Origin of the sequence: Paenibacillus sp. USHLN196 (genome assembly GCF_037144955.1) — a bacterium.
GTDB lineage: Bacteria > Bacillota > Bacilli > Paenibacillales > Paenibacillaceae > Paenibacillus > Paenibacillus xylanexedens_C.
Map to the genome: position 1 here is coordinate 93,966 of NZ_JBBCYH010000004.1, position 17,337 is coordinate 111,302.

General features: G+C 47.3%; 16 protein-coding genes. 12 read left to right on the forward strand and 4 right to left on the reverse strand.

The features are described from left to right. Window positions 1-107: 107 nt before the first annotated feature. From WFI24_RS10330 to WFI24_RS10345, 4 genes are read left to right on the forward strand one after another with little or no spacing between them, the layout of a single operon-like run. Window positions 108-617: a ClbS/DfsB family four-helix bundle protein gene (locus WFI24_RS10330; protein ID WP_336760484.1), complete on the forward strand. Its 510-nt coding sequence runs from the start codon at window positions 108-110 to the stop codon at window positions 615-617. Between the two features lie 35 nt (window positions 618-652). Next, a complete protein-coding gene (gene pgsA, locus WFI24_RS10335) occupies window positions 653-1,183 on the forward strand; it encodes a CDP-diacylglycerol--glycerol-3-phosphate 3-phosphatidyltransferase (RefSeq protein WP_336760486.1) in 531 nt (176 codons plus the stop codon). 14 nt (window positions 1,184-1,197) lie between these two features. Beyond that, entirely contained in the window at window positions 1,198-1,623 is a 426-nt protein-coding gene (locus WFI24_RS10340) for a GNAT family N-acetyltransferase (protein ID WP_336760487.1), read from the forward strand. 48 nt (window positions 1,624-1,671) lie between these two features. Continuing rightward, window positions 1,672-2,109, forward strand: a complete 438-nt coding sequence (locus WFI24_RS10345; RefSeq protein ID WP_336760489.1) for a GNAT family N-acetyltransferase — start codon at window positions 1,672-1,674, stop codon at window positions 2,107-2,109. A gap of 145 nt (window positions 2,110-2,254) precedes the next feature. On the opposite strand, the gene WFI24_RS10350 is transcribed toward WFI24_RS10345, so the two are convergent. Genes WFI24_RS10350 through WFI24_RS10360 form a run of 3 tightly spaced genes read right to left on the reverse strand, consistent with a single transcriptional unit; the run spans window position 2,255 to window position 4,506 of the window. Beyond that, window positions 2,255-3,712, reverse strand: a complete 1,458-nt coding sequence (locus WFI24_RS10350; RefSeq protein WP_336760491.1) for an erythromycin esterase family protein — start codon at window positions 3,710-3,712, stop codon at window positions 2,255-2,257. A gap of 60 nt (window positions 3,713-3,772) precedes the next feature. Next, window positions 3,773-3,976 (reverse strand): helix-turn-helix transcriptional regulator, encoded by a 204-nt coding sequence (locus WFI24_RS10355; protein ID WP_175399435.1) that lies wholly within the window; start codon window positions 3,974-3,976, stop codon window positions 3,773-3,775. Between the two features lie 23 nt (window positions 3,977-3,999). After that, window positions 4,000-4,506 carry a DUF6773 family protein gene (locus WFI24_RS10360; RefSeq protein ID WP_336760493.1) on the reverse strand — a complete coding sequence of 169 codons (507 nt, stop codon included), beginning with the start codon at window positions 4,504-4,506 and terminating at the stop codon, window positions 4,000-4,002. A 298-nt stretch (window positions 4,507-4,804) separates the two neighbouring features. On the opposite strand from WFI24_RS10360, the gene WFI24_RS10365 reads away from it, so the two are divergent. Next, window positions 4,805-6,025, forward strand: coding sequence for an RtcB family protein (locus WFI24_RS10365; RefSeq protein ID WP_336760495.1), 1,221 nt, complete (start codon window positions 4,805-4,807; stop codon window positions 6,023-6,025). A 21-nt stretch (window positions 6,026-6,046) separates the two neighbouring features. Further along, entirely contained in the window at window positions 6,047-7,225 is a 1,179-nt protein-coding gene (locus tag WFI24_RS10370) for a DUF4272 domain-containing protein (protein WP_336760497.1), read from the forward strand. A gap of 171 nt (window positions 7,226-7,396) precedes the next feature. Here WFI24_RS10370 and WFI24_RS10375 read toward each other — a convergent pair whose 3' ends face one another. Then, the gene (locus WFI24_RS10375; protein ID WP_442956220.1) at window positions 7,397-8,434 is read right to left on the reverse strand and encodes a LacI family DNA-binding transcriptional regulator; all 1,038 of its coding nucleotides are present in this window, start codon (window positions 8,432-8,434) and stop codon (window positions 7,397-7,399) included. 527 nt (window positions 8,435-8,961) lie between these two features. Between WFI24_RS10375 and WFI24_RS10380 the strand changes: the two genes are divergently transcribed. From WFI24_RS10380 to WFI24_RS10405, 6 genes are all read left to right on the forward strand, one after another. Continuing rightward, window positions 8,962-10,344 (forward strand): ABC transporter substrate-binding protein, encoded by a 1,383-nt coding sequence (locus tag WFI24_RS10380; RefSeq protein WP_186327719.1) that lies wholly within the window; start codon window positions 8,962-8,964, stop codon window positions 10,342-10,344. A 125-nt stretch (window positions 10,345-10,469) separates the two neighbouring features. Beyond that, window positions 10,470-13,397, forward strand: coding sequence for an extracellular solute-binding protein (locus WFI24_RS10385; RefSeq protein WP_336760501.1), 2,928 nt, complete (start codon window positions 10,470-10,472; stop codon window positions 13,395-13,397). Window positions 13,398-13,472: 75 nt separating this feature from the next. Continuing rightward, window positions 13,473-14,384, forward strand: a complete 912-nt coding sequence (locus tag WFI24_RS10390; protein ID WP_047842211.1) for a carbohydrate ABC transporter permease — start codon at window positions 13,473-13,475, stop codon at window positions 14,382-14,384. Between the two features lie 2 nt (window positions 14,385-14,386). Beyond that, entirely contained in the window at window positions 14,387-15,250 is an 864-nt protein-coding gene (locus WFI24_RS10395; RefSeq protein ID WP_017689719.1) for a carbohydrate ABC transporter permease, read from the forward strand. 11 nt (window positions 15,251-15,261) lie between these two features. Beyond that, on the forward strand, window positions 15,262-16,728 hold the full coding sequence (locus tag WFI24_RS10400) for an NHL repeat-containing protein (protein WP_336760507.1): 1,467 nt from the start codon (window positions 15,262-15,264) through the stop codon (window positions 16,726-16,728). Beyond that, window positions 16,709-17,329, forward strand: coding sequence for a YIP1 family protein (locus WFI24_RS10405; RefSeq protein ID WP_336760508.1), 621 nt, complete (start codon window positions 16,709-16,711; stop codon window positions 17,327-17,329). The genes WFI24_RS10400 and WFI24_RS10405 overlap by 20 nt, the downstream gene beginning before the upstream one ends. Window positions 17,330-17,337: the final 8 nt, after the last annotated feature.

The following is a 17,337-nucleotide window of genomic DNA, read 5'->3' on the forward strand; positions in this document are numbered from 1 at the left end:
ATAGCGCAAACTGAAAAAAAAGGATGATTATGGAATCAAGTCGAAATGATGATAGAGTCCATGATTCTGATTCATGTATAACGGTGAAACGAGGGGAGTGAAGTAGCGTGCCTGGAGTTCTTTATGCATCGAAGAATGAGTTAAGTGAGACGATTCGACGCACCTATGTATTGTTTGAGGGTGAATTCAATGACATCCATAACAGTGACAAAGATAAGCGGGTTGAAGGTGTGGATAAGACCCCTGCCCAGATGATTGCCTACCAGCTGGGATGGATGAACCTGGTGATGGACTGGGAGCGCAATGAACAGTTGGGACATGAAAGTCATATGCCGGCACCAGGGTATAAATGGAACCAATTGGGGCCGTTAAATGAATCATTTTACGAAAAGTATTCAGGCTATACGCTGGAGGAGCTGCGCTCTTTGTTTCGGGAGACAGAACAACAGTGGCAGAACTGGATTGACTCACTGAGTGAAGAGGAATTATTTGTACAAGGGATGAGGCAGTGGACGGGAACGAAGCCCGGGTGGGCTATGGTGAAGTGGATCCAGATTAATTCGGTAGCCCCTTTTAAATCTTTTCGGACCCGAATTCGTAAATGGAAAAAAGGTTAGTTAGCCAACATGGATGTGAGGAGTGGAGATATCTAATGAATCTGGCAAATAAAATCACGTTGGCTAGAATCGCGTTGATTCCATTGTTTATGATCTGTTTTCTCAATCAGCAAAGCGTGATGATTGCACTAATTATATTTGCAGTAGCGGCAGGTACGGATAAATTGGATGGATATGTGGCGAGAAAATATAATCAGATCACGAATCTGGGAAAGCTTCTTGATCCGTTAGCAGACAAATTATTGATTGCGGTCGCGCTGGTCATCATGGTTCAGGAGAATATGATCAGTTCATGGATTGCTGTAATCATTATTGGACGTGAAATTGTCATTACAGCGTTACGGATGGTAGCGACAGAGCAGGGCATTGCTCTCGCAGCCGATCGGTATGGTAAGATCAAAATGGTGCTTCAGGTGGCAGCCATCATTGCGATTTTGTTGAACCATGTTCCGTTTAGTTTGCTAACTGATATCAGGGTGGACTTGGCATTATTATGGATTGCAACGTGTGTTACTCTCCTATCGGGGATGAATTATATTATCTTAAATTATAAACTACTTAGATAAAAGGAGTGTAGGAGATGTTTAAAGGGAATATAGCGCCAAGTACAGCGCAAGATTCGGAATATGTTCGCCAGCAATTAGTCGCATACAATGCGACCCATGTGAGTGAGGAATTAAGGAATCGGTACGAAGAATTGAATTTTAATATCAAAAATGAGGCTGGCGAAATTGTTGCAGGAGTGCTCAGTACACTTTGCTGGAACTGGATCGAACTTGATATTCTCTGGGTAGATTCTGATCAGCGGCATCGGGGTTACGGCTCCCAATTGCTACATGAGGTCGAACGTCTTGCGCACGAGAAATCCTGTGATTTTGTTATGTTGAACACCTTCTCGTACCAGGCACCAGAATTCTACAAGAAGCACGGATACCAATTGATCACAACGATAGAGAATGCACCAAGAGGGCATCATCACTACTATTTCAAGAAGGACCTCACTTAAGATAGAATAATAGAACACCAATTAGATAGAACGTCAGGGGGAGAGGTTATGGTTACAATCAAGGCCATTGAACTGCAGGATTTATCGGCTTTAAGCAAACTATATCATGAGTTAATAGGAACGCCGTCGAACGAGCAGCAGATGCAGAAAATGTTTCATTACATACAGCAGAATGGTCATTATCACGTTCTGGGTGCATTTTACAATGGCGAACTTGTCGGGTCTGTTATGGGGATTGAGTGTATGGATCTGGTAGGCCAATGTAAACCGTTCATGGTTGTGGAGAATGTGATTGTATCGGATCAGGTACGAAGACAGGGAATCGGTCAGAAGCTTATGCTCCAGATTGAGCGGATTGCGAGAGATCTCGAATGTGAATACATGATTTTGGTGTCTGGCGATCAGCGTAAGGAAGCGCATATTTTCTATGAGAAACTCGGTTTCAAGGATGAGAAGGTTCAGGGGTACCGGAAGCATCTTAATTGACCATTCTTTCTGTTTTCGTGACCGAAAACAGCGATTGTTATTAGCTAACACATCGACGTGGAGTTATGGTGCAGTTGACCAAGGTAAATAGAGACACGTAAGTTGGAAAACAAAAAAAAGAGAGCTGGCAGCTCTCTTTTTATATTTATTCCTTGCTTTGTTCTTTGGAGCCGGATGAGGATGATCGAATATATTGCGGTGGATGAACATCATCAATCATTAAAATGCCGTCATACTGATCGCGTGGGACAAAACTCTCAGGGATCATGCCCCAGCTGTATGCAAATCGTGGTTCGAACATCCATGAGTTGCCTGTTTCCCTGTTCTGATACCGCAGGTCCAGAAAACTGTAGGGTGTATTCGTTGCTGACATGATGCCTTCAATGGAACCGGGTTTTGCCGGCTCAACGGCATGAAGTCCGCCGGAATTATCGGCCGTTTGACCGCTGGATGCATACAATCCCAAAACATAACTTGATTTTTTCATTTCTTCCGAAAGTTTTTCTCCCATCATGGTTATGGGATAGGGCGAGCCCATGACTTCGCTATGCGCCTTTCTTATGTGATCGTTATGTCCCCATACAATAAATTTTTCGTTGGGATACACTTCGGTAGCGAGCCACATGAGATTGTCATGCATCGCCTGATCACGCCACTCCATGGAATCAAAAAACGACTCATATTTTCCTTCATTCATTTCAGCCGTTGCACGGATCGAAAGATCGACATATTCCCTTGCTACACGAATTCGATCACTGAGGCTTCGCTCCAGCAGCATGGAAAGTTTCGGTTGATCCGGGTATTCTTTTTGCAGATAGGCCTGGTTAGATTTGGATTTCAGGGATTGAAGGACATCTTTGTATACCTTGATAATTTCATTTTTCTCAGCGCGATAGGCTTTCAGATCCGTTCCGGCAGAGAAATTGGACATCTTTTGTTCCGTTTGTGTGAGTCGCTTGGCGAGCTCTTTATCCTTCAGCCAGTTACCGTCCAACAGTGGGAATTGCAGTTGCATGTCGAAAACGGTTAGAATCAGGGGTCGTTCAGTCTGTGCGCTCGTTTTGAGATAATCGAATAAAGGCATGATTTCCTTGGACCACCAGACGCCGAAGATGGAGTTTTTCATCGTTTGTTCGGGAAGTTGCTGTTTTACCATGGCATTAGCAAGCGATGTGTTGGAAAGACCGCTTTCAAAGGCAAGAATGTTGTATCCCATTTCCTGATGCAAAAACTGGATCAGCCGGGTCTTCGCCAGATTAAATTCGGCAACCCCATGGGAGCTTTCACCCAGAAACACAATTCGCTTGTCATAGAGTAGAGGTTTCAGCATCTCCAGATCCGAGAAGGAATCGGGCTCCTGACCTGTCTTCACAGGCTGGATGCTATCCAGTCGATATGCGTGATCTCTAGCCCATTCGTTCCATTCTGCAATTTTCTCATCCGACGTTTTCGCGGATTGCACCTGGGTTACCTGCCCCTGAATGGTCTCCATGGTAGCTGATGCTGCAGCACCTGCATGTCCGGCTGGATAGAGTGAATTGGCCAGTATGGCGGTAGTCAGAGCAAGTACAGCACCCGTTTTTCTTTTCCTGAAATAGTTCAAAATAATGCCTCCTTCATCATATGCGTGATAATAAATGATTTCGTAATGGAACCATCCGGCTTATGTCTGCTCTTCGTCCCAGAACAGGTCATTCAGTGTTCTTGAGAGTGCCTTGCATATGGCAATACATAAGCTGAGGGACGGATTATACTTTCCCAGTTCAATGAGACCAATGGTTTGCCTCGATACACCAACGATCCGTGCCAGATCGTCCTGCGATAGATCCTTTTCGACCCGGGCGACTTTCAATCGTATATTTTTCATGCTCATTCACCCTTGTATCCTTTCTATGAATCCCACTGATCTTTTCGAGCGGCTTTTTGACTCGCCTTGTTTGCGAAGTGATGAACGATGACATTGAATCCTGCAAAGAGCGGAATATAAAGCAGCAGTGAAATAATAAAAACGAGGAAGAAAAACCACCACTTCTCATTCGCTGTTTCGGCAAACAAAACGGAACTTCGTATGCCCAGGAACAAGGCCATAGAAAAACCGATAATCAGACCCGTAATTATGTTGCGCAGGCTATATGAAATTTTGCTCGTCTGGTCATGGACCTCAACTTCATCCGAATAAATGCCCAGCATGACGGAACGAACCCCGAAAAAGATACTTCCTGCGAGAAGGATGATCACTTCCGTCAGCATGGAGTAAGTCTCCCAACTGAGAAAGCTTTTGATCAGGATGGAGATGCCGCAGATCCACATGATTAAAGTGTAAGCTTCCTTATACACCTTGTTTTTCAGATTGACGATACGCTCATCCTGATTGCCATTTGTTTTAAACCATTTCATGATTGACCTCTCCTTCATAGAGATTGAAAATAATGTGGTAAATATTTCTTATGAGCTTCATGATAATATTATTTGAGTCTTTTTGCAATATATATATGTCATTTTGTTTGGTATAAAATACAATCTGTGAAAATAAAACAAATCTAAAGTTACACAATAACGTACAGCGACTGGTAGAGGACACTGCAATCGAAGTGGCATTGTGTATCATCCGGCAGGAATTGATTTACTGCCCATACGGCATAATTTTTGGTAATATATACAAAGTGTTTGATAAGACAGGAGGTTTATATAGAGTATGAGAATCGTGGATAACATTAAAGTCTGGGGGGAGCCGCTGGAGAACGCCGTAAGTCAGGCGGTGACTTGCTCGCAATATGGAGATGTACTGGGTGTGGCTCTGATGGCCGACCATCACAAAGGCTACTCACAGCCCATCGGTGGTGTGGTCGCTTACCGGAATATGATCAGTCCGTCAGGTGTCGGATACGATATTGCCTGTGGCAACAAGGCTGTGCGCACGAATCTAATGTGGGACGATATTCGAAATCAGATCGCAGAGATCATGGATGACATCAATTCGACCATTTCTTTCGGCGTGGGCCGCAATAATCCAACTCCCGTGGATCATGAATTGTTTGATGATGCGAGCTGGAAGTTGTTGGATACCATTGAACCGGGATTACAGCATAAGCTGAAGACACTAGTACGCAACCAGCTTGGGACTGTAGGCAGTGGCAATCATTTTGTGGATATTTTTGTAGAAGAGGCAACGGGAAAGGTATGGATCGCGAATCATTTTGGCAGCCGCGGGTTCGGTCATAAAGTGGCGAGTGGGTTCCTTAACCTTGCCGCAGGGCGTCAGTTCAGTGGCAAAGCTCCTGGCGAATCGATGGATCAACCGCCAACGTTGTTTGACCTGAACAGCGAAATGGGTGATATGTATTGGGACGCAATGACTTTGGCGGGCCGGTATGCCTATGCAGGACGAGACTATGTCATTGAACAGGTGCTTGGAATTCTCGGGGCAAGTGCTGAATATGCCGTTCATAACCATCACAACTTTGCCTGGAAAGAACAGCATATGGGTGAAGAGGTAGTCGTGGTCCGCAAAGGCGCAACGCCGCTGGCACCCGGGCAGCTCGGTTTTGTCGGTGGAAGCATGGGAGATATCTCGGTAATTGTGGAGGGGATCCACAGCGAAGAGAATACCGAATCATTCCGCAGCACTGTGCACGGAGCAGGGCGTACGATGAGCCGAACGCAGGCGGCTGGCAAAATGAACTACAAGCTGCGCACACGCATGGGTGGTGAGATTAGTGAAGCACAGATGAATGAAGCAATTCGTGCCTATGGCGTTGAGCTCCGGGGAGCGGGCACGGACGAAAGTCCGTTTGTGTACAAGAAACTGCAAGACGTACTGAACGCACATGCGAATACACTGAAAATCAACCATGTGCTGCGTCCGGTAGGTGTTGCCATGGCTGGAGGTAATGAATTCGATCCATACAAGGATTAGTCAGAGAAGAGGGTGAACTTCATGAGAAATTGTGCGATATATAGCTCTCAGTTTGACCTGGATCAGCTGTTTGAAGTGGTTCAATCCATTTATCCAGAGGGTACCATTGAGCGTAAGGAAGACAAGACTCACATTCAAGTGACTCAGAAGAAGTGGTTCAGTAAGAAATCAAAGGGTTTCAATATCATGACCAGCCAGACACATCCAGAGGAATTTACGACAATGATTCAAGGGATGCTTGGTTTTTTGAGTCAGATTGAAGGGCACAATGCTGCGCTCCAGGAAAAGGTACTGATCAAATGTTCCACACTGAACATGGTGATTGGTATTGAGACGGAAGAAGATATCTCGGAAGAATTCTATGACGAGTTATTGCGTATAGCTGATGCGCTGGATGCCGTCATCTTCTGGGGAGGTGGATCTCTGCTCAATGCACAAGGCCAGCTATTGCTGGATGTGAATGGAGATTCTGAGGTGGAGGATTACACCGTGACAGCACACACCAGTTTCTTGGATGGCGATACACCCCAGTCCAAGTCTGCAATTCAACGTAAAGCGCGATCAGAGCAACGCTTAACCGAACAAGGGGTTCCGTTTAATGCGAACTTGCCCGCAAGAGCCGGAGACGAGCACACGACGATTCGGAGTGAAGCGGAGGTCGCGCGCCGTGCGGTTTCGTTGTGTCTTGCTGCGCTTAAAGGAGAGTGTCTGGGAGCTGGCGAAAGTACGGAAGATACCGCAGCACTGGTTCAGGAAGTGATTGACAAGTATGAGGCTGAATCCTTTTTCTCACCCGTAGAGAAGAGGTTTATCGATCAGCACGGAGCAGAGCAGCAGGAGATCATAGCCTTCTCCTGGGGATATGAAGCGTACCACGTGATGTTGTGGGCGCTTGGTTATGTGAAGGAACTAGGCGCACCAACGGAGTTGTGTAACGTAGGGAAGGATGTCGGTTATTTGCAGCAGAAGGATAGCTTTACGGACTTTCTCACGGATGCATCTCTGCGTAGCAAGAGCGAGATTCTGGATGAAGCAGATATAATCTACCGTTACAACTGGGTGTGTGTGGATAGTCGGGTAAATGACAGAACACCTCCCGCTGGTTTGAATGGTGGGGTGGCCTATGAACGTCACCGTGCATTGAACTGGCTGATCTGTTACCTGGATCAGGACTGGGATGATGTGCGCACGGATACGTAGAACGGCCCAACATAAAATAATGCAAACCAAATACCCCCAAAGCCGCATGATTACACGGTTAAAGGGGTATTTGGTTTGCTGTTCTCTGTGGCATAAGTGTTATTCCATATATGATTTTCAGTATGTACACTCACATATGTACCACCATGTACCACCATGTACCCTATCTTATTAGCCGCTATGCCTGCTGAACTGTTCACGAATTATAACGTCAGCAAGAATCAGCTTTCTCTCTACGCTGCTCTCTGGGTTCGCAATGCGCCATAACATCTGATCCACTGCACGTGACCCCAGCAATTCCTTGTTCACATTGACTGTGGCCAGTAAGGGAATATTGTCGTATAGATTATCAAATCCAGTCACAACACACTGATCGGGCACACGAATGCCCATACTCTCAAGAGCTTCTATGGTGTATAGCCCATAGAAATCATTCGCACATACAAACACTTCAGGCAGGTTATCCTCATGGATCACTGAAGTGAACGTCTGGCGGAACTCATCCAATGCCTGATTACTTAGCTCGGGAATCTGGTGTATCTCCATTCCATGGCCCATGAGCACAGAAGTATAAGCAATCCAGCGTTCATAGAAGCTATGAGCATCACTGATATTGCCGACGAACTGGAAGGTTTTGAAGCCCTTGCGGAGCAAATAGAGCATGATCTCGCGCATGGATGCAAAGTTATCGGTAAATATACTGTCACTGTGGAAAACAGGGTCCAGATGATCTACCATCACAACCGGAATGCCCAGACGCTTGATTTCAAGTAGAATCGGCGTCGAGATGGAACCTACGGTAATAATTCCCCGAATAGCATCCGGATTCAACAGCGTGAACAACTGATCTGCTGAAGGTTCCGTCAAGGTCAGGATATTTATACCTTTCTGGTTCAGCTTGGACGAGATTCCGTTAAAGACAGGTCCCCAGTATACGGACTCTTGATTTTGATAACGAACATTGGGAAACAAAATCAAGATGGTACCGCTTGAACGTGTGTTCTTCGGGTCATGTGATTCACTGCTGTGAGACAGTTCACCAGACAAGATGCTGTTATCTTTGAAATATCCAAGTTTGCCGGCGGCCTTGAGAATAACATCCCTCGTCTGATCGCTAACTCCCGATTTTCCAGACAAAGCTCGTGACACCGCGAATTTCGACAAACCCGTAAAATGTGCAATTTCCTGAATTGTTACCTTTGTTTTCATCATACCATCCTTACACTCGTAGTTCTGCCGTATTCCTTATTTGGAGCGATATCCAACTGATTCTAGTATAGCATGATGTATTTCTCTTAATCTAATAACGGATAGAGAATTCAAAATGTTAGTGATACGCAGCATTTTACGATAGCCATCCAACGTGAAGGTAAGCACATTTTCAGATAGTATGACGAATTTTGTCTCAGGGATTATTATTTTGTTATTTAAATAAAATAACAAATGATTAAAATGTAGTACTGGTTATAACAAGTGTGTACTTAGGGACTGACCTGTAGAATAAGCTGTAATACAGCTAAAATATAGATTTATCAGCATTTTATCAGAATAAATAGAAAATGTTAACAACAAAAATGTTGACGCTTACATTTTGCTGTGTTAAATTTTGTTTGTCAAAAACAAACAAGAAAATAACAAATGGTGGTGGTCGTTTATTTTCGATTGGTTGATGAGCGGGGTTAATGATTTAGGGTGGACCATGATTGGCATACACATTCGGGGAGGTTGTTAAAATCATGATTAGAAGATGGAATGTTCTACCTCTGATGTTATTGGCTGTGATTCTTTTTGTATCCGCTTGCAGTGGTGGGGGGACAACGCAGACGGGGACTGATGCTGAGGGAACAACGAATTCAGGCAACAGCACCGAAGTCGCTGAAACAGAGAAAGAAGACGTTGCGGAAGAAGCTGTGGCAAATGTGCCTGATCTGGGTGGACGTGTCATCAAGGTTGCGGCCTGGTGGGATCTGAAACCGGCGGGAGAGACGGCCTCGGATAAGGCCAGACTCGATAAAATTGCAGAGGTAGAGAAGAAATACAACGTAAAACTGGAGTTCGTCAACGTACCTTTCGAAGAATACATGAACAAATTCACAACGTCTGCACTAGCCGGCGAACCATTCGCTGACATCGTTCAGATGGAATACAAATCCGCACTACCAGCCATCCTCAAAGGGCAATTGTTGCCCATCTCCGAATTCACTACACCTGAGAACAACATCAACCAAGAGGCAAACCTGATTGCTAAATTCCCTGCCATTGCAGGCAACGAATACGCCTTCGAATCTCCAACCAGCATCGGTCTGGGACTTCACTATAATCGTGACTTGTTCAAAAAACTGTCATTACCTGATCCACAGGAACTGTATAGCCAAGGTGAATGGAATTGGGATAAATTCTTGGAACTCGCCAAACAGGCAACCAAAGATACGGATAATGACGGCAAAACAGATGTATACGGATTTTCTGGCTGGGCCCTTGATGTCGTTCGTCATTTTACTGCAGCCAACGGTGGAACCATCGTCGATGATACCAATAGCAAAGAAGGATTATCCGATCCGAAAACGATTGAAGCTGCTGAGTTCGTCAAACGCCTGTATAACGTGGAGAATGTCGTGAAGGTCAAAACCGGCGACAAAACCAACTGGGAGGAAAGCAATACGTTCAAGGATGGAGACGTAGCTCTGTTCACTGCTGCTGAATGGCAGTTGGGCGATCTCACCTTTGCTGTCGGCGTTGTACCGATTCCGAATGGGCCACAGGGTAGCAAAGAGGTAACGTATGCAAACAACGCGGCATCGGCGAAGTTCATTCCGAAAGGTGTGGAGGATCCGAAGATCGTCTACCAAATCTATGAAGAGACCTTCGACATCCCGCAGATCGAAGAGTATCCAGGTCAAGATTATCTGGAGAGTCGTTATACCGATGAGAAGGATATTGCGATCATTCGCGAGCACATCGCTGGAACGGGCCGCATTTTACTGGATGATGCTTACACGGGTTACCCATTTGGAGATTACGTGAACGATATCATCAAAAACAACGCTTCCGTGACAGCAACAGCCGAGAAATACAAAGCACAGGCACAAGCTGCCATTGATAAACTCGGAAAACAATAATCACACTTATCACCAGCAAACGATTCAGGCAGGGGCTCGTGTCGGCAAAGTTGCACGGAGCCCCTTTTTCCTGAACCACCAAATCGGCATTGCTGGCATCAGCCTTGATGAGGAGGACTCGTAGGATGGCTGGAATTCTACAACGTAAGAAATGGATATTGTCCACAGTAATCATCGTGGCGGCAGCCTGCATCATTCTATATGTAACTTCCGGCGCTGATGTGAAGAGTGCAAACATTCCGCCTGGCAGTCTGCCTGCCATTGAAGTGGATGTAGTCTTGCAGCAGACCCGGCAGAAAAAGGGGTACGAACAGTATCGATCCGGAACGGATCAGGCTACACAGCCGAATGTGGACATCACCATTGAAGCAGGAGATTACATAAAAGCCGAAGGTGAAGACGTCCGCAAACTAACTAATTATGAGGGAATGGATGGTGTATCTCTCCATACCGGAGAGACCGGACAAGTCGATTGGACCATTAACGTGCCGGAGACCGGGCTGTATAACCTGTCCGCCATCTATTATCCCGTTGAAGGCAAGAGCTCAGCCATTGAGCGTGCATTGTACATTGATGGTGAACTTCCTTTTGCGGAAGCCGCCTATTTGCAGTTTGACCGGGTGTGGGAGAATGAAAAAGATGTCGTGGAGCAGGACAATCAAGGCAATGACCTACGCCCGAGACAAGTGGAGCAACCACGCTGGATGGAAGAAACGTTTCAGGACTCCGACGGGTACGAACAGACTCCATTCAAGTTTTATTTGGAAAAAGGGGAGCACACGCTAACGCTAAAATCATCGCGTGAACCCATGGTGATTCGGTCCATTCGTCTTTTCAATGAGAAGACAGCTGTTCCTTACGCGGAAACTGCAGGTGCACAACAGTCGGATTCCTCCGGGCAGCCAAAGGATGTACTTATTCGCATTGAAGGAGAAGCCGCGATTGCCAAATCTTCACCTACGTTATACCCGACCAGCGAAAGGTCAAGTTCTGCTGTATCTCCTTACAGCGCTTCCCAGGTACGCATTAATACGATTGGCGGCTTTAACTGGCGTCTGCCAGGACAATGGATTGAATGGGAAGTGGATGTGCCGGAGAGGGGACTTTATCATATCGGTTTTACCGGACAGCAGAATTTTGTCAAAGGCATCTATTCCACACGCAAGCTCACCATTGATGGTGAAGTTCCGTTTGCAGAGATGGCCAAAGCCCCTTTCCGTTATCAGAGTGACTATCGCATTGACGTCATGGGCGGCAAGGAAGCATACAAGTTTCACTTGGAAAAAGGAAAGCATGTACTACGGCTGGAGAACAGCCTCGGAGATTTTGCACCTCTTATCCGCAATGTGGAGGACAGTCTGTACAACTTGAACTCCATGTACCGACGAATTCTGATGATTACAGGTACGAAGCCTGATGAATTCCGGGATTACCGGGTGGAGAAACAGATTCCGAACCTGCTGGAAGTGTTCAGTGGGGAAAGTAAACGACTCAAAGACGTGGCCGCACAGCTTCGTCTTCTGTCAGGACAGTCCAGCGATCAGGAAGCGCTGATCAAGACGATGGCGTTGCAACTAGACGAGATGATCGACAAGCCGGATACCATTCCAAGACGGCTTGCGGCTTATAAAACCAACACGGGTGGTCTCGGAACATGGGTGCAGCAGGCACGAGAGCAACCCCTTGAGATCGATGCACTGTACGTCGCTTCGATCGACCGTGATATTCCCGGAGCAGGCATGGGACCACTCGCGAAGCTCGGTCATGAAGCCAAGATATTCTATCATTCGTTCTTCATTGATTATAACCAGATCGGCAATGTAGCCACTTCAGAAGATCAGCGCACGGTAACGGTCTGGATTGGTAGCGGACGAGATCAGGCGAATACGATGAAGGCGATGATTGACAAGACCTTCACACCAGACAGTGGCATTAACGTGAATCTGAAGCTGGTCAACATGGGAACCTTGCTGCCAGCGACGTTGTCCGGTGAAGGACCCGATGTTGCCATGCAGATCGGTAATGACCTGCCCGTGAACTTTGCGATGCGGAACTCGGCTGTAGATCTGACGCAATTCAGCGATTATAGCACCGTAGAACAGGAGTTCAGGGAAAGTGCAATTGTACCGTATGCCTATGATTCGGGCGTATATGCCCTACCGGAAACACAGACCTTTAACATGCTGTTTTATCGTAAAGACGTTCTCGAAGAACTCGGACTTGAAGTGCCTCAGAACTGGGAGGATGTCGAGGCTCTACTCGCGATTTTGAGCAAGAATCACATGGAATTCGGCATGCCGGTTGTGACCCAGGCGAATATGCAGGGTGTCAATATTCCGCCGAACTCGCAGTATGCAACGATGCTGCTCCAGAACGGCGGCGCCTTCTATCGTAACGATGACAAGGAATCGGATCTGGATTCCCGGATCGGAATCGAGACCTTTAAGCAGTGGACGGAATTCTATACCGATTACAAGCTGGAGCGGGAATATGATTTTGCCAACCGTTTCCGTACAGGACAGATGCCTATTGGACTAACGGATTACACCATGTACAACCAGCTGTCTGTATTTGCACCGGAGATTCGGGGACTGTGGGGATTTGTTCCTGTCCCAGGAACCGTTCAGGCAGATGGTACCTTGAATCGTGACGTCCCGGGTGGAGGCAGCGCGGTCATGATGCTGGAGAGTGCCAAGGATCAGGACGCGGCCTGGGAGTTCATGAAGTGGTGGACCAGTACGCCGATTCAGGCTGAATTCGGACGGGAGATGGAAGGACTGATGGGTGCCGCTGCACGTTATCCAACGGCCAACATCAAGGCGCTGGATTCCCTGCCTTGGCCTGCGGAGGATTATGCGAATCTCAAAGCCCAATTCGAAACCGTGAAGGGTATTCCCGAAGTACCTGGTGGTTATTTTACAGGCCGCCATCTGTTCAATGCATTTTACAAAACCGTTGTTGGCCAAGTGGAAGCCAGGGAATCCATCATGGATTATACCCAATATATTCAGGACGAGATTCGCGTCAAGCGTAATGAATTTGGTCTTCCGTAAGCAGAGGGAGGGTTAATCGTGCCACAAATATCACTCCGAGACGGACAAAAAAGTCCTCCTGAGAAAGCGTCAAGGATGGGCATGAAATCGTGGTGGAGCTGGAAGCTCCAGGAAATGAAGGCCAGCAAACATTCCTATGTTCTGCTTGCACCTTATATGCTCCTGTTCCTCATGTTTACCGTGATTCCAGTTGTCATCTCGATCATACTCAGCTTCACCTACTTTAACATGCTTGAATTCCCGCGGTTTATTGGCTGGCAGAACTACACCCGCCTGTTTCTGGAGGATGATGTATTCCTGATTGCGATCAAGAATACGCTGCTGTTTGCCATCATTACCGGACCGATCAGTTATATTGCCTGTTTCGTCTTCGCGTGGATCATTAATGAGTTAACACCGAAATGGAGAGCGTTCATGACGCTGATCTTCTACGCGCCCTCCATTTCGGGCAATGTGTATTTTATCTGGCTGATGATCTTCTCGGGAGATCGTTATGGTATTGCTAATGGGCTGTTGATCAAATGGGGTTTTCTGCTGGAGCCGATCCAGTGGCTGAAGACAGAAGCTTACATTATGCCCATCCTCATTCTCGTGCAGCTGTGGCTGAGTCTCGGAACCGGATTTCTGGCGTTTATCGCTGGTTTGCAGACGGTGGACCGGACATTGTACGAAGCGGGAGCGGTGGATGGGATTAAAAATCGATGGCAGGAACTATGGTACATTACCCTGCCTTCGATGCGTCCACAGTTGATGTTCGGCGCAGTCATTCAGCTTACAACCTCGTTTGCCGTGGCCGATGTGTCGATCGCGCTGGCCGGGTTCCCGAGCGTGAACTATGCAGCAGAGACTGTGGTGACCCATTTGATCGACTTTGGTACAACGCGGTTTGAGATGGGATACGCATCGGCGATTGCCACCGTGCTGTTCATGATTATGGTGGGCACCAACTTGCTGGTACAGAAACTGCTTCGAAGGGTGGGAGAATAGCTATGGCTGCAATTGCGACAGGCAAAAAGCGGGTGAATCGCTCGCTATCGGGAAGCCTCTCCCTGTTTGCCCTTCTGCTCGTATTCGGTGCTTTCATGGTACTGCCGTTGATCTATGCGATCAACAATGCATTCAAACCTTTGGATGAGATTTTCACTTTTCCACCAACGCTATTTGTCAAAAATCCCACGTTCAGCAACTTTACGGATCTGCTGAATCTGCTGAGTGACTCGTGGGTGCCGTTCTCACGTTATATATTCAACACGGTATTTATTACAGGTATCGGAATTGTAGGCCATGTGCTACTAGCTTCCGCAGCGGCCTACCCGCTTGCCAAACACAAGTTTCCAGGCAAAGTATTCATGTTCCAGGTGGTCGTACTCTCACTGATGTTCACACCAGCGGTGACAGCCATTCCGAACTATATGATCATGTCATGGCTCGGATGGATCGACACGTACTGGGCTGTTATTATTCCGGCATTTGCCTATTCACTGGGGTTGTATCTGATGAAACAGTTCATGGAGCAGATCCCGGATGCACTGCTGGAAGCAGCCAAAATTGATGGCGCCAGTGAATACCGGATCTTCTGGTCCATCGTCATGCCTAATGTGAAGCCAGCCTGGCTTACATTGATCATTCTGCTGTTCCAGATGTTGTGGGGCAGTGATGGCAATGGATACATCTACAGCGAGCAGCTCAAGACCTTGCATTATGCAGCAGGGCAGATTATTCAGGGCGGCATATCCCGGGCAGGAGCGGGTGCTGCGGTAGCACTGATTTTGATGAGTGTGCCGATCACGCTATTTATTTTCTCTCAGAGCCGAATCATTGAGACGATGGCGAGCTCGGGCATGAAGGATTAAGGGGGAACGATATGGCACGCACAGTGAAAAGATGGCTTGTTCTCCTGGCGGCAGTATCTCTGCTGCTGGTGAATGCCGTGCCTGCGGCGGCCTCCCCGGCGCCGTATGAGAGTTACAATTACAACTATTGGAAAGAGGCTGTTCCCTCACCGGATGCCTATCTGCCCGAGCGTACCCTATCAGGTCGTGACCTCGGCATTAGTGAGTTCAAAGACCCCGGTGATGTGAACGTTTCTCCTTCCGGGTTGATCTATATTTTGGATAGCGGCAACAGCCGAATTATCGTATTGGACACCAGTTTTAAGCTGCTGCGCGTCATTGATGGATTCATGATGGGTGGCAGCAAGGAGACGTTCAACCTTCCGGGCGGATTGTTTGTGGATGAAGAAGAACACATCTATGTTGCCGATACGGGCAACAGTCGTGTGGTTGTCCTGGATGGAGAAGGAGCGCTGATTCATACGATCACGAAGCCAGAATCGGATATCCTGTCGACCCAATTCCAGTTCCAGCCCTTGAAGCTGACGGTTGACCATGTGGGCCGGGTGTACGTTGTGGCACAGGGGGTCTACGAGGGCATTATGCAGTTTGACGAGAGCGGAAAATTTATCGGATACGTCGGTACGAACAAAGTGGAGCGGGACTACGGCGAATATATCTGGCGCATGTTATCGACCAAAGCCCAGCGCGCACAGATGGTCCTGTTTGTCCCAACGGAGTTCTCCAATGCGGATATCGACCACAAAGGATTTGTGTATGCGACGAATATTGATCCTGGCTCGAATGAACCGATCAAACGTCTCAACCCGTCTGGCGAAGATGTACTGAAGCGGTTTGGTTATGTTGACGTCAAAGGCGATATCCGGTTTCGCAACAATCCCGGTCCATCCAAACTGATTGATGTGAAAGTGCTGGGTAACGGCCTGTACAGTGTACTGGATGCGACACAAAACCGGGTGTTCACATACGACGATGAAGGTCATCTGCTCTACATATACGGTGGCAAAGGAAATCAGGTGGGTACCCTCAAAACGCCTGTCGCGATTGAACAATCCGGTGAGCGCCACTTGGTTCTGGATCGGGGGAAGAACAATCTTGTCGTCTATGAGCCAACCCGTTTTGGTTCCCGTGTGAACGAAGCGGTGGCACTCCACTATCGCGGAGAGGACACGGAGGCCGTGAATATTTGGAGAGAAGTGCTGAAGCTGAATGCCAACTATGACATCGCCTATATTGGTATCGGCAAGTCCCTATTAATGGAGAAGAAAAACGAGGAAGCGCTGGGTTACTTCGAACTTGGGATGGACCGCAAGAGTTATTCTGTCGCGTTCAAGAGGCATCGGCGGGAGATGATGAAGGAACACTTCGGTACATTCCTGACCGCTGCGATCGCGCTGATTTTCATTCTGATCCTGACCCGAGTGGCGGTTAAATGGAGACGGAGGAGGCAGGTTGATCGTGAAGCAGGATTTCATTAAGTTTCCGCTGCATCTCATTTTTCACCCCATTGATGCATTCTGGGACCTCAAGTCGGATAACCGGGGACGGCTGCTCGTTGCTTTTGCAGCGCTCGTGCTCACCATCATCATGATGATTTTGCAGAAGCAGTATGCAGGATTTCTCGTCAATTACATCGATCCTCGTACGATTAACAGCATCATCGATATCGCCACAGTTGCTATCCCGTTCTTTCTATGGTGCACAGCCAATTGGGCAGTAACGACCTTGATGGAAGGGGAAGGGAAATTCAGAGAAATCGTTCTGGCGACAGGATACTCGCTCATTCCGGTTATTCTGATCTATGCCCCGATGATCGTGATCAGCCGCTTCATGGTGCAGGAGGAGACTGCTTTTTATTATCTTTTTAATAGCATCGCGTTCTTCTGGTTTGTGTTGCTTCTGTTCATTGGCATGATGACGGTTCACCAGTACACCGTGATTAAAACAATCATTACGATGGTGCTAACGCTCATTGTGATGGGCATTATCGTATTCCTTGGTGCCCTCGTCTTCAGCATGCTGCAACAGTTGTACGAATTCGGTTATAACATTTACCGTGAGTTGATTTTTCGGACCTAAAGGAGGCG

Bases quoted from the DNA above. Each gene is read 5' to 3' on its own strand.
- pgsA (WP_336760486.1), top strand. From the start codon at position 653: ATGAATCTGGCAAATAAAATCACGTTGGCTAGAATCGCGTTGATTCCA.
- WFI24_RS10340 (WP_336760487.1), top strand. From the start codon at position 1,198: ATGTTTAAAGGGAATATAGCGCCAAGTACAGCGCAAGATTCGGAATAT.
- WFI24_RS10345 (WP_336760489.1), top strand. From the start codon at position 1,672: ATGGTTACAATCAAGGCCATTGAACTGCAGGATTTATCGGCTTTAAGC.
- WFI24_RS10355 (WP_175399435.1), bottom strand. From the start codon at position 3,976: ATGAAAAATATACGATTGAAAGTCGCCCGGGTCGAAAAGGATCTATCG.
- WFI24_RS10360 (WP_336760493.1), bottom strand. From the start codon at position 4,506: ATGAAATGGTTTAAAACAAATGGCAATCAGGATGAGCGTATCGTCAAT.
- WFI24_RS10365 (WP_336760495.1), top strand. From the start codon at position 4,805: ATGAGAATCGTGGATAACATTAAAGTCTGGGGGGAGCCGCTGGAGAAC.
- WFI24_RS10370 (WP_336760497.1), top strand. From the start codon at position 6,047: ATGAGAAATTGTGCGATATATAGCTCTCAGTTTGACCTGGATCAGCTG.
- WFI24_RS10375 (WP_442956220.1), bottom strand. From the start codon at position 8,434: ATGAAAACAAAGGTAACAATTCAGGAAATTGCACATTTTACGGGTTTG.
- WFI24_RS10380 (WP_186327719.1), top strand. From the start codon at position 8,962: ATGATTAGAAGATGGAATGTTCTACCTCTGATGTTATTGGCTGTGATT.
- WFI24_RS10385 (WP_336760501.1), top strand. From the start codon at position 10,470: ATGGCTGGAATTCTACAACGTAAGAAATGGATATTGTCCACAGTAATC.
- WFI24_RS10390 (WP_047842211.1), top strand. From the start codon at position 13,473: ATGGGCATGAAATCGTGGTGGAGCTGGAAGCTCCAGGAAATGAAGGCC.
- WFI24_RS10395 (WP_017689719.1), top strand. From the start codon at position 14,387: ATGGCTGCAATTGCGACAGGCAAAAAGCGGGTGAATCGCTCGCTATCG.
- WFI24_RS10400 (WP_336760507.1), top strand. From the start codon at position 15,262: ATGGCACGCACAGTGAAAAGATGGCTTGTTCTCCTGGCGGCAGTATCT.